The 13,106-nt window shown below is 36.5% G+C and carries 12 protein-coding genes; 9 read left to right on the forward strand and 3 right to left on the reverse strand.

All coding sequences use genetic code 11. The annotated features are described in order from the left end of the window. Nucleotides 1-21: 21 nt before the first annotated feature. Nucleotides 22-1,497: a malate dehydrogenase (quinone) gene (gene mqo, locus VBZ51_RS17115; protein ID WP_416577720.1), complete on the forward strand. Its 1,476-nt coding sequence runs from the start codon at nt 22-24 to the stop codon at nt 1,495-1,497. Between the two features lie 109 nt (nt 1,498-1,606). Then, nucleotides 1,607-2,482 (forward strand): DUF6268 family outer membrane beta-barrel protein, encoded by an 876-nt coding sequence (locus VBZ51_RS17120; protein WP_091602973.1) that lies wholly within the window; start codon nt 1,607-1,609, stop codon nt 2,480-2,482. A gap of 59 nt (nt 2,483-2,541) precedes the next feature. Here the strand turns inward: VBZ51_RS17120 and VBZ51_RS17125 are convergent, their stop codons facing one another. Beyond that, a complete protein-coding gene (locus tag VBZ51_RS17125) occupies nt 2,542-4,743 on the reverse strand; it encodes a xanthine dehydrogenase family protein molybdopterin-binding subunit (protein WP_099193267.1) in 2,202 nt (733 codons plus the stop codon). 47 nt (nt 4,744-4,790) lie between these two features. Further along, on the reverse strand, nt 4,791-5,255 hold the full coding sequence (locus tag VBZ51_RS17130; RefSeq protein WP_058105492.1) for a (2Fe-2S)-binding protein: 465 nt from the start codon (nt 5,253-5,255) through the stop codon (nt 4,791-4,793). Between the two features lie 236 nt (nt 5,256-5,491). On the opposite strand from VBZ51_RS17130, the gene sbnA reads away from it, so the two are divergent. The 5 genes from sbnA to hpf all read left to right on the forward strand — a co-directional run bounded on the left by sbnA (nt 5,492) and on the right by hpf (nt 10,672). Further along, nucleotides 5,492-6,493, forward strand: coding sequence for a 2,3-diaminopropionate biosynthesis protein SbnA (gene sbnA / locus VBZ51_RS17135; RefSeq protein ID WP_416577721.1), 1,002 nt, complete (start codon nt 5,492-5,494; stop codon nt 6,491-6,493). 12 nt (nt 6,494-6,505) lie between these two features. Beyond that, nucleotides 6,506-8,311, forward strand: a complete 1,806-nt coding sequence (locus tag VBZ51_RS17140; protein ID WP_416577722.1) for an FAD/NAD(P)-binding protein — start codon at nt 6,506-6,508, stop codon at nt 8,309-8,311. Continuing rightward, entirely contained in the window at nt 8,298-9,770 is a 1,473-nt protein-coding gene (locus tag VBZ51_RS17145) for a Y4yA family PLP-dependent enzyme (RefSeq protein WP_416577723.1), read from the forward strand. Before VBZ51_RS17140 ends, VBZ51_RS17145 begins: the two co-directional genes overlap by 14 nt. 93 nt (nt 9,771-9,863) lie before the next feature. Next, nucleotides 9,864-10,262, forward strand: coding sequence for a VOC family protein (locus VBZ51_RS17150; protein WP_416577724.1), 399 nt, complete (start codon nt 9,864-9,866; stop codon nt 10,260-10,262). 107 nt (nt 10,263-10,369) lie between these two features. Further along, complete coding sequence (gene hpf / locus VBZ51_RS17155) at nt 10,370-10,672, forward strand: ribosome hibernation-promoting factor, HPF/YfiA family (RefSeq protein WP_058105497.1); 303 nt, start codon at nt 10,370-10,372, stop codon at nt 10,670-10,672. A 165-nt stretch (nt 10,673-10,837) separates the two neighbouring features. Here the strand turns inward: hpf and VBZ51_RS17160 are convergent, their stop codons facing one another. Beyond that, on the reverse strand, nt 10,838-11,290 hold the full coding sequence (locus VBZ51_RS17160) for a ferritin-like domain-containing protein (RefSeq protein ID WP_416577725.1): 453 nt from the start codon (nt 11,288-11,290) through the stop codon (nt 10,838-10,840). A gap of 238 nt (nt 11,291-11,528) precedes the next feature. Between VBZ51_RS17160 and VBZ51_RS17165 the strand changes: the two genes are divergently transcribed. Both VBZ51_RS17165 and VBZ51_RS17170 read left to right on the forward strand, forming a co-directional pair. Next, nucleotides 11,529-11,672 carry a hypothetical protein gene (locus tag VBZ51_RS17165; RefSeq protein ID WP_175518911.1) on the forward strand — a complete coding sequence of 48 codons (144 nt, stop codon included), beginning with the start codon at nt 11,529-11,531 and terminating at the stop codon, nt 11,670-11,672. Nucleotides 11,673-11,829: 157 nt separating this feature from the next. Then, nucleotides 11,830-13,059, forward strand: coding sequence for a TolB family protein (locus VBZ51_RS17170; protein ID WP_416577726.1), 1,230 nt, complete (start codon nt 11,830-11,832; stop codon nt 13,057-13,059). The last annotated feature ends 47 nt before the right edge of the window (nt 13,060-13,106 follow it).

Here is a 13,106-nt window from a genome sequence, read left to right on the forward strand (position 1 = left end):
ATTACATTTTAAAAATTTATAATGGTTTTACGAGAAGAATATGACCTAATATGTGTAGGTGCAGGTATCATGAGTGCTACGTTAGCTTTATTGGTAAAACAGTTAAAGCCAGACCTTAACGTTTTGATCGTTGAACGATTAGGTAAAGTGGGACAAGAAAGCTCTGCCGCTTGGAACAACGCCGGTACTGGTCACTCTGCCTTATGTGAGTTGAACTATACTCCAGAAAACGAAGATGGTGCTGTAGATATTAGCAAGGCTATTAACATCTGTACCCAGTTTGAAATATCTAAGCAATACTGGTCTTATTTGGTAGCGGAAGGCTTGATCAAAGACCCTAAATCATTCATCACTCCCGTACCACATCATAGCTGGGTAAAGGGAGAAGAGAATGCCAACTATCTTGAAAATCGTTTCAAAGCTTTTAAAGAGCATTTTATGTTCAACTCGATTGAGTTTACTAGAGAAGTTGAAAAAATGAAAGAATGGTTTCCTTTAATGATGCATAATCGCACTGAAAATGAAGTTATGGCAGCATCGCGCATAGATAGGGGAACCGAGATGAATTACGGCGCTTTAACGGAAAAATTATTTACTATACTTAAAGATGAATATGATACTGAAGTATTGTTCCATACAGAGGTAGAAGACATAGACCCTGACCATGATGAAGAATGGTTGGTGAAAATGAAAAATTTAGAAACAGGTAAGAAAAATACGATCGATGCCGAACATGTTTTTATCGGTGCCGGTGGCGGTAGTCTTTTATTGCTGCAAAAGGTTGAAATTGAGGAGAAAGACGGCTACGGTGGATTTCCTGTTAGTGGCGAATGGTTAGTCTGTAAAAATCAAGATATCATAAATCAGCATAACGCCAAGGTATATAGCAAAGCAGGTATTGGTGACCCGCCTATGTCGGTACCGCATTTAGATACCCGTTATATCAATGGAAAGAGAGAATTGTTATTTGGTCCGTTTGCTGGTTTTAGTCCTAAGTTTTTAAAGGAAGGTTCTTATTTAGACCTGTTTAAATCTATCAATTTTGATAATATACCATCCATGTGGGGCGTGTTTTGGTATAATCTTCCATTGACAAAATATTTATTGGAACAAGTTGCCATGAGCTTTGATGATCGCATGGAATCATTGCGTCAATTTGTTAAGGATGCCAAAAATGAAGATTGGGAAATTGTAATTGCAGGTCAACGTGTTCAAACGATAAAAAAAGATGAATTTGAAGGCGGTTCGTTGGAGTTTGGTACACAATTGGTAAGTAGTAAAGACGGTAGAATTACATGTTTGTTGGGTGCATCACCAGGAGCTTCAACTTCTGTTAAAATAATGCTCGATGTTATTGAAAAAGCATTTCCAGAATTGGTGGCATCGGAACAAGGGAAAGATAAACTAAATGAAATGGTCCCATTTTATAACAAGGAAGTCACTAAAGAATTATTCGATCAAGAATTGGTTAGGGTAACTAAAGATTTGAATTTGTAGTTTAAGGTAAATCTTTTAAGATACTTTTATGCTTATTAGAACAACAAGTGTACAATAAATAGACCGTACTTGCATTATCCTTAATTAGATAGATGGTAAGTACAATTACATGCATCATAAAATTTTAATCCTTTTTTTATTTTTGATTACCGGATCTGCCTCGGCACAGTTGAGCGATTTGGCAAGAATAGATTTTACGTTTATACCCAATAAAAATTCTGATGTAGAATATACCCGTTCTAGAGTATTGATAAATGCTCCAATACCTTTAAAGGGAGAAGGTAAATATTTGTTTTTAGGGTTTGATTATAGCAATATTCATCTTCGCTTTAAAGATGAAGAATTGCCGTTTGATAGAAATCAATTAAATGACTTTAGAATACTTGATTTTACCATAGGGTATACACAGCCACTAAAGAATGATTGGCGATTAGGGGTAAGGTTTCAGCCGGGTATAAGTACAAATCATACGGCAAGAAATTTAACGGTTGATGACATCGTCTTTTCGGGAGACTTGGTTTTTATTAAAAAATATGAAGATGACTATAAGCCATCACGATTGATCTTAGGGCTTTCGTATTCCCAAAATAGAGGCTATTTGTTCCCTTTGCCGTTTATAAGCTACTACAAGAAATTTAGTGCAGATTGGTCATATAATTTGGGGATTCCCAAAACCAATTTACAATACCATATATCGGACAAACATAGAATGAAGTTGTTTGCCCAATTAGATGGTTTTACTTCTAATGTGCAGAATGGGGCACTGGTGAATGATACGGATGTTGCGGAACTCATAAATATGTCTTTGATCAATGGTGGTCTACAATATGAGTATCATTTTACAGAACATTTTCAGCTAGATTTAAGGGCGGCTTATAACTTTAGTTTAAGCAATAAGCTAAAAGATGGAGACAATAATACCATACTTACAATAGATAACGATTCTAGAAGTTATTTGAGGGCGGTATTGAAATTTAAAATATGAACTAAAAAAACGCCAGAATTTTTATTCTGGCGTTTTAGTATTACAATAGCATAAGGGTATTAACCTATTACGGATTTCTCCGTAATAAACGGTTGATTATAATGTCTTTGTCCTGTAGCTTTATAAAGGGCATTGGCCAACGCGCCAATAATTGGAGGTAAAGATGGCTCTCCCAAACCTGTTGGGTCAATTCCGTTATCCACAAAGAACGTTTCTATTTCTTTAGGTGCTTCCTTATGTCTTATTAAGCGATAGGTGTCAAAATTCTTGTGCTGTGGTTGCCCGTTTTCAAAGGTCATTTCACTATAGGTGGCATGCCCTATGCCATCTATGATACCACCTTCAATTTGGTTTTTTGCAGCCATTGGGTTGATTACAATACCGCAATCTACTGCACACCATACTTTATCAACTTTTGGAGCATCCGTATCATCATTTAAGTCTAATACTTGTGCAACATAAGAGTTATGGCAGTAATAGGCAGAAACACCTCTTTTTGCACTACCTTGCCCGTTAGACCAACCGGATTTATCCCTTACCAATTTTAAAACGCCGGCATAACGCTCGGGATCGTAATCGTTCTTCTCTGGTTCACCAACAGGATTTTTAATTGCTCTGTCAAAAAGTTCCAGTCTGAACTCAATAGGGTCTTTACCTGCGGCTTCTGCAACTTCATCAATAAAGGCTTGTTCTGCACCGGCAACAAAGTTTGAGCGTGGCGCTCGCCAAGCTCCGGTAGTTACTACCGTTTCTAAATTAAACTTCTCAGCTAAGTAATTATCTACGGCACCGGCAGGAAACCTGTTTTCAAAAAGTAGGTCGTCATTAGATCCGGCACCTTTAACATGCCATGCAAGCAAGTTACCCTCTTTATCCAATGCTGCTTTATATTTTACCTTGTAGGTAGGGCGATATGTTCCTTGGGTCATATCATCCTCTCGGGTATATACTAATTTTATGGGAGCTTGCATTTTTTGTGAAATCACCGCAGCTTCTACTCCAAATGTTCCATAGAGGCGTCTTCCAAAACCACCACCCATACGGGTCATTTTAATATCGATTTTTTCAACCGGTAAGCCTAATCTAGAAGCCAATGTTTTTTCTAAAAACTCAGGTGTTTGTATGGGACCGTTCAATAGCGCCCTTTCTCCATTTACATCTGCAAAGAAGTTCATGGGCTCCATAGTATTGTGTGCTAAAAATGGTGCGCTATACGTACGTTCAATAATCTTATCGGCTTTTCTAAATGCACTTGCCACATCACCATCTTTACGTGCAGGTTTTTTAGAAGTAGAATTCAATAATTTAGTCAATGCCTCATCATGGCCTTCGGTACTTTCTAAGGTCGAAGTTTCTTCCCATTCAACCTTCAACGCTTTTTTGGCTTGCATACATTGCCAGGTAGAATCACCTACAATGGCTACCAACTTAGCAATTGCACCACCATCTGACCACTGCTTTTCAACATTTTCAGGATAAACATCAATAGGGAAAACATCTTTAATGCCGGGCATAGATTTTACGGCTTCGGCATCCATTGATTTATAGGTGAGTCCAAAGGCTGGTGGATGTATGATCATGGCAATCATCATACCTTCCTCTTGAATATCAATACCAAATAAAGGTTTACCGGTAACCAAATTAGGTCCGTCAACGTTTCTTTTATCCGTTCCTATAATATTGAAATCACTTGTTTCTTTTAACGCAACCTCTTCTGGCACCGCCATGGTAGCAGCTTTAGAGGCCATTTCCCCAAAACCAGCGGAATTATCAGAGGCGGTATGGCTTATAACACCATTGTCAACGGTTATTTCAGAGGCATCTACTTGCCACGCATCCGCTGCCGCAGCAACTAACATATGTCTCGCTGTGGCACCGGCCATTCTAAGTCCAGACCAACCAGCTCTTATAGATTGGCTTCCGCCTGCAAGTTGTCTTTGAAAAATATCGGTATTCAAAGGGGCTTGTTCAACCACAACATCTTTCCAATCAACACCTAGTTCATCTGCTATGATCATAGGCATTGAGGTTTTTACATTCTGTCCAATTTCTGGATTTGGAGACATTATGGTTACCAAACCGTTATCGGCAATTTTTAAGAAACCATTAATGTTGAACCATTCCTTTGGAATACTTTTTATTTGTTCTGGTGTAGGTTTGCATGAAGCAAGCCAGCTAAACCCTAAGATCATTCCGCCACCTGCTAGCGTACTACTTTTTAGAAAGGAACGTCTATTATATGAAGTTTTAATGAGTGTCATCTGTTTGTTTTTTAGAAGGTTAAAATCTCAATTAGAGTGCAAATCTTTTACGCATTTGAACTACTTGCAGCGTTTTTAATTGCTTTCTTAATTCGAGTATAAGTACCACAACGGCAGATGTTACCGTTCATGGCATCTTCAATTTCAGTATCGGTCGGATTAGGATTTCTCTTTAAAAATGCACTGGCATTCATAATTTGACCGGCCTGGCAATATCCACATTGGTACACATCTTCTTCTAACCAAGCTTTTTGAACTGGGTGATCTCCGTTTTCAGAGAGACCTTCAATAGTAGTAATTGATTGTTCGCCAACCGCTGATACGGGTAGTTGACAAGACCTAACGGCATTGTCGCCCAAATGAACGGTGCAAGCGCCACATTGCGCAATACCACAACCAAATTTTGTACCTACTAATTTTAAATGATCTCGTAGTACCCAAAGCATTGGCGTTGATGGGTCAACGTCTACTTCTTGGGTTTTTCCATTAACTTTTAAATTGAAGTTTGCCATTCTATTTTTTGTATTTGTTTGAGTCGCTTGAAATTAAGGTTTTTTTTAGAGTTTTAATGTGGTTTCAACTTTAAATATTCTTAAAGAAATGCCAACTTTTTGGTTAGCCATTGAAAGTGTCAAATTTGAAAGAGTTACTATAATATTTTATCGTGATATCGTAAGAAAAGTAATGCCGGTACATTTATCAAAATTAATATCCAATTGCTTAAGGGCATTTAATTGATAAGCACGGTATGATTACTCAAAATATAACCTCAATTTCAGAATCTATCATAGACACGGTAGGTAATACACCATTGGTAAAGCTTAATAACGTTCTAAATGATTCACATTTTAATTTATTTGGTAAACTAGAGGCGGCTAACCCTGCGGGGAGTATTAAGGATAGGACCTCACTTTTTATTTTAAAACAGGCTCTTGCTAGCGGAACAATTAAAAAGGGAGATACCGTTATAGAATCAAGTTCCGGAAACATGGCCGTGGGCCTTGCCCAAGCTTGTTTGTATTATGATCTAAAACTTATAGTGGTAGTAGACCCCAAACTAAATTCGCATACAGAAAAGATTTTAAAAACCTATGGCGTACGCATTGAGCATGTTACGGTACCCAAGGAAAATGGCGGCTATTTAGCGGCTAGGCTTGAGAGGGTTCAGCAATTATTGGATCAAATACCCAACAGTTATTGGTCTAACCAATATGGTAACCAAAATAATCCTTTAACGCATCACGAAACTATGTCTGAGCTAATGGATTCTTTACATGGCAAGTTAGATTACCTATTCGTTGCTACAAGTACTTGTGGAACACTAATGGGCTGTGCAGATTATATCCACGAAAACCATTTGAACACCAAAATTATTGCCGTTGATGCCGTTGGAAGTGTTCTTTTTGGCGGTCCACCATTAAAGAGGTTGATACCGGGTCATGGTGCCGGTGTGCCCTCTCAATTTTTAAATACCAGTAGAATTTATGATCATGTATATGTAGATGATGTGGATTGTGCCCGCGGATGCTGGAGCTTACTGGAAAAAGAAGCCATTTTATGTGGTGGTTCTTCTGGTGGAATGATCAGTGCCGTACGTAAATACAGTCAAAAAATGGAGCAGGATAGTAATTGTGCATTGTTTCTATGTGATCGTGGAGAGCGTTATTTAGATACCATTTATAATAGAGATTGGTTATTAAAAGAACTTCCGGAAAGTAAAAACGCTTTTACGCCAATTGGCGGTTGGTAGAAGAGATATGTTATGGAAAATACACAATCATATAAAATAGGAATTGTAGGTTTTGGACCTAAAGGCTTCTATGCATTTGAAAGATTAATTGCATATATAAAAGCTTATAATCTGCTTGAACACATACAAGTACATATTTTTAACACGACGGGTTTTTTAGCCTCGGGAGATGTTTATAGGCAGGATCAACCGGAGTTTTTGATTATGAATTATACCAATGGCAATATTTCTGGTTGGGCTTTGCAAGAGCCATTTTCAGTAGTACCTAAAACACCTGATTTTGTATCATGGCTTGAAAATAACAATTATGGAAGCACTTCGCCTAATTCATATGCTCCTAGAGCGCTAGTAGGTGAATATTTATCAGATTGTTATCATCAGGTTATGGAACATTTACCAGACAATGTAGAAGTTATAGATCATATAGGTTTGGTTACTAACGTAGTCAAGAATAACAACGAGTATCAGTTGCATTTTAAAAATGATGGGCTATCACAGGAATACATGGTTAATTGTGATAAGGTACTTTTTGCTACTGGTCACAATACGTTTAGATCTCAACGAGATAGATCCATTGACAATGCCAAAAAGATAAACTTTATTTACCCTACCAATGATACATTAAAACATCTGAAAAAAGATTTATTAGTGGGGATTAAAGGCTTCGGGTTAACTGCCATTGATGCTATTTTGGCGTTGACCGAGGGTAGGGAAGGAACTTTTGTCAAAAATGAAAAAGGAGTATTAAAATACGAGGCATCTGGTAAAGAACCATTTAAAATTTATCCGTTTTCAAGAACCGGATTGCCAATGATACCTAGAAATGGTTCTATTGAATCTTCTATAGAATTACATTATTTTACCAAAGAGTGTATGGCTCACTTAATGGAAAATAAACCCGTAAGTTTTGAGTGCACGGTACTGCCTTTGATAAAGAAGGAATTCTATTTTGCTTACTACAGTGTTTTGTTCAAAAACTATGGGCATCAGTTTTATTATGATGAAGATTTTACCGTACTAGAAAATCAAGTGCAGTACTTTCATGAAGATTACCCTGAATCACCCATTTTTAATTGGGATAGCATAGTGAATCCGTTTAATGATGAGCCTATTTTATCAACGGTGCTTTTACAATGCTATCTAGAATTTTTAATACAGGAAGCAAAAAAAGGAGAGGATGAAAGTCCATTTATGGCTGCTGTTGGCGCATGGCGCAAAATAAGTCCGTTATTCAATGAACTGTACAGTTTTGGAGGATTGGATGCCGCTTCGCATAAATTGTTTGATACGTACTATTTTGGACTGTTCAATAGATTGTCTTATGGTCCACCAGTACAGAATATGCAGAAAATGCTGGCATTGTGCAAAGCGGGTATTTTAGATTTTACTTATATAAAAGCTTCGACCATTACAGAAAACACCGTGGAAGACAATTATACTTTGCAATTAAATGATGCCCAGGCTACAGAACTAAATTACATAGTTAATGCCACCATTTACAGGGCAAGAGAGGGTGAATTTAAAAATGAGCTATACCAAAACTTACTAAAGAATGGACTAGTACGTGCGTTTCAAAATAAACTAAATACCAGTTATAGCCCGGGTTGTGTAGATATAGATGAAAACGGTAATGCCATAAATGCACATGGTAAAGTTGATTCCCATATTACATTTTACGGTACTCCAACTGAAGGAATAACCTGTGATAATGATACCCTATCAAGGTCTAGAAACAATTTTGCAACTATTTGGGCGAAGCAAACCTGTAACACCATATTAAAAAAAGCTAGAATCACCGAAAATTATGGAAGAGAATAAGATGTATTATAAAGGAAAACCAAAATATCAACTTACACCGAAAACATCGGATTGGATGCATGAATTATTTAACAATCAATCCGTTGTTAAGGGTTTGGTAGAAAGATATGGTTCACCGATCAATGTACATCATTTGCCATCTTTCAATAACAATTGTGAGATGTACAAACAAGTATTTGAGAGTTACGGATTAAAATATAGAATCTTCTATGCCAGAAAGGCCAATAAATCCAGAGGGTTGGTAAAACAAGCATTTGCATCGGGTATTGGTGTAGATACCGCCAGTTTTAAAGAATTGGAACAATCATTGGCATTAGGTGGTAATAGTGAAAATTTAGTGCTTACAGCTGCAATTAAGACAGAACCGCAAATTGAATTGGCCATAAAGAATGGCGTTCCTATCATATTGGATAATGAAGACGAGTGTGTACTAACACAAGCAATTGCCAATAGAATTGGTCTAAAAGCAAATGTAGGTTTTCGCATTAGCGGATTTACGGTTGACCAAGAAAAACTATATAGCCGTTTTGGTTTTGATATTGATGAGGTAGTAAACTTCATTGCATCATATGTTGGGGAAAACAAGTCCTTTGATATGCTTGATGTAACCGGACTTCACTTTCATTTAGATGGATATTCCACTTATCAACGCAGCGTAAGTTTGGTTGCCAGCATCCAAATTTTTTCAAAGTTGAAAAAAAAAGGATATGCAATGTCCTTTATTGATATAGGTGGGGGTATACTAATGAACTATTTAGAAGATGAAAAAGAATGGAATACATTCAATGAACAATTGAAAAATTCAGTCCTAGAAGATAGCAATGATATTACGTTTAACAATAATGGTCTTGGTTTTAGACTAGAGGATGGTCAGCTACGTGGTAAACTGAATACGTATCCGTTTTCTAATGAGATAAACAAAGAAAGTTTTATTAGAGAGGTGCTGGATTTTGTAGATGATCAATCTGGTTTGTCGGTAGCATCATTATTAGTAAAGAATGGAGTTGAATTGCGAATAGAACCCGGTAGATCATTATTGGATCAAGTAGGTATGACAATTGCAAAAGTGATACACCGAAAGAAAGATGCAAAAGGGCAGTGGTTGGTAGGTCTAGAAATGAATATGAGCCAAATGATGAGTTCAAGCGCAGATTTTCTTTTAGACCCGTTTATGTTATATAATTCTGAGGTTGAAAAAAACGAGAATGTAGATGTATTTTTTACAGGAGCCTATTGTTTGGAAAGAGATGTGTTGCTGAAGAGAAAAATCACCTTTCCTAGATTACCTGCAATAGGGGAGTATGTTGCTTTTGTCAATACTGCTGGTTATATGATGCATTTTTTTGAAACCGAGGCACATTTATTTGAGTTGTCATCCAATTTAATGTTTACGGGGTCCAATGAAAAATTATCGTTTTTTCAATTTATTGATGATGCCAAAATTGCCTTGGAACAGTAAAGATATCTTACAATATGTAATGCATCAATAACTGTATTTTTCAAGGTAAGGGAACGGTATGGTATTGGGTAAATTGTATTAAAACAATATATCATGAAAATACAAGCATATTTAGCCTTTAACGGTAATTGTCAAGAAGCATTGAACTTCTACGCAAACCTGTTCAGTGCAGACATAAAAAATAAACAAACATACGAGGATAAGAAAATAGATGTTCCGTCTTCTTATCGTGGAAAATTACAGCACGCAGAGCTCAAAGGAAAAGGAGTTCATTTTATGGCATACGATGCCTCTCCGGACACACCTTTGAACAATGGCAATCAAATTAATATGAGCGTTGATCTCGATAATTTGGACGAAGGCAAACAGTTTTTTAATGACTTGTCAAGTGGAGGTCAAGTACACCATGAATTTAGGGAACGTGAATGGGGACATTTTGGTAGATGTACCGATCGTTTTGGCATAGGATGGATGGTAAACGTTGATAAGTAAACATCAAAAATAAATAAAGTAAGAGGTATTTTCTAGCGGCAATTATTGTCGTTTGAAAAGCCTCTTTTATTATTAACCTCGCTAGGCGAGTAAAAACAAGAGAATTTATGGAAATTATATATGAGTATGATGGTGTAACAGCAAGTGACAGGTTGGAAACATATATCAAGGACAAGCTGGACAAATTGCATGCAAAATTTGATGATGTAATTAGGGCAGATGTATTTATAAAGCAAGAAAACACATCTTCTGATGAAACAGGTATGATCTGTAATATACGGTTAAGTGTACCTGGTCCTAGAATTTTTGCAGAAGCCAGTAATCAAAATTTTGAAGAGTCGGTAAACGAATCTATTAGTGAACTGGAAAGACAGTTGAGAAAACGTAAGGATAAAATGAAAACGTATTAAACTTAGATTATGAAAAAAGCATTGATATTATATTTTGGTAAAAAGTTCTATAAAAGTTGGCTAAGGAAAAAACGAGCTCAAGCAGCTAGAACTTAAAATTAAATATTACGTATAAAAATAGCCCTTGCTAAAACAAGGGCTATTTTTATTGATAATTATATAAGATTATCTATAGTCTTCAAGAACTTCCTTGGTTTCTAAATCATTCTGTAATTGTTCTCTTTGTGCTCTGATAATTTCCTTTAAACGGTGTGGCATCATGGTTTCTGCCAAGGCATTATCATAATCGTTAATGGCTGCTTTGTCTCCCCTAACTGCTTCCTCTAACATTGCTTCATCATTATCTTCAGCAAAGAATGCCTTAACATCCATCCAAGTTCTGTGTAGTGTGCCGGCTGCGCTACCTTCAATTTGAACGCTACCTAAATCTAATTCAGGAACAGAACCTCTAAGTTCTTTCAAGAACTGCATGCGATCTATAATTTTTTTCTCAAAGTAACTTTTAATGCCTACATCCTTTGAATTTTCAGATGCTTTTTCAAAACCTTTAATGGCATCTTCATTTTTACTTACCAAGTCTTTAAGACTATCTTCAATTTTCTTTATATCGTTATTCATAATATTAAATTAATAGGCGATCATGCCCGTTATTAATCATTTCTGTTATAGGCAATTTAAGGGTAAACGGGCGTTTACATTGACGTTATACGATAGTACTTTAGCTGTATGCAGTTAAGCTTTAAACCCCTAAGAATTAGCTTCTAAAAGAAGGTTTTAGCATAGATTTTATATGGATAGAGTTAAGTTGAAATCTAGGTAGTGCTTACATTGTTATCGAACTTAAAAAAGAAAAACTATGAGATTATCACCACTATTTGGAGTAGCAAAAATGTTAGTAAGAAGTAGAAAATTGAAAATGGCGGCGGTTGGTTTACAATTGGCCTATTTAGGGTACACTTATTATTCAGAGAAGAAAAAAAATAAACAGGTGTCAAAATAATTTAAAAAATAGAGTTAAATATCTGATATTCAATTAATAATGTGTATTTATTAAAGTTATTGATTTACAGAATATGATAAAACCTATGAATTTTTATTAATAATCAATTGAATGAGTTGCTAGACCTTTGGAGTATGAAATCCCAAAATCTAGTATTATGAACAATTCATTTAAAATTAGCCTTTTGTTCGCCTGTATGGCGACCATGGGTTATGGCCAAGATTTGGCCTACAACGATTCTTCAACCAGTTTTCTTGAAAGAAAGGTTACAGAAGTTTCTAACCGTACAGATAATTACAACAAGTTAAAATCACTTGGTTATTCAGATGAAGAAATCTTTGAAGACCTAGGTAATGCCAATTTCCTGACCAAAAAATACGAGAATGCTTTATACTGGTATGGCAGACTTATGGAAATTTCTGAAGATGGTACCTTAAAGAAAAGTTACCAAAAAAGATTTGATCACGCTGTTTCTCAGTTAGGTAAAGAGGTACAAAACGAGATTGCCGATGAAAACTGGACAGAGCTGGTTAAAGATGACTATAAGATGACCCGTAATGTTATTCACCCACGTCTTACCTCAAACAATAGACGAAATTTTTTACCGTGGGATGACAACCAGGTGAGTAGCGAATTTGCAGCTACAACAAATACACCGGCAAAAAAAGCATCAGGTGAGTACGCTCCGCCCGTGGCGTTGACCAATGGTGGTAATACGGCATACTATAGTAAAACCGTATATCGTAAACCCGTAACCGGCATGTTCTCCAAGAAAAAAGCAGTTCACAAAATTTATAAAGCTGACAAAGTAGGCGGCGAGTGGAAAAAAATAACCGAAGTAGCGGTTTGTCCAGGTGATTACTCGGCAAAGCACCCAGCCGTATCACCAGATGGCAGTAGATTGTTCTTTGCATCTAATATGCCGGGCACATTTGGCGAGTATGACATTTATGTGGCAACCATTCAAAAAAACGGAATGTTGGGTCAGGCGAAGAATTTAGGTGAAAAGGTCAATACCGCTAAAAATGATATTCACCCTAACCCTATATCTAACGGTAGTCTAGTATTTGCCTCTGACGGTAGGGAAGGCTATGGCGGTTTAGATGTGTACATGGTAGAGGTTGGTCAACGTAGTGTAGGGCTGGCGGTTAACATGGGTAATACAATAAACAGTTCTTATGACGAGTACTCCGTAAACTTATTGCAAGGTGATGGTTCTGGTTATGTGGTATCTAACAGAATTGCAAAAGGTAAGCATACACAGAACGTAGCATTTAACTTAAATGATAAACCTATAAACGAGAGAGACAGAGATGATCGTTTCTTGGAAGCTTTTAACTCAGAAAAACAGATGCAATATTCTAGCTCTGTATTTGAAGATGAATAACCACCCATTATTCATATCCCCCAATTCATAGACAATTTCAATTCTAA

The organism is Maribacter sp. HS, assembly GCF_048059195.1.
GTDB lineage: Bacteria > Bacteroidota > Bacteroidia > Flavobacteriales > Flavobacteriaceae > Maribacter > Maribacter dokdonensis.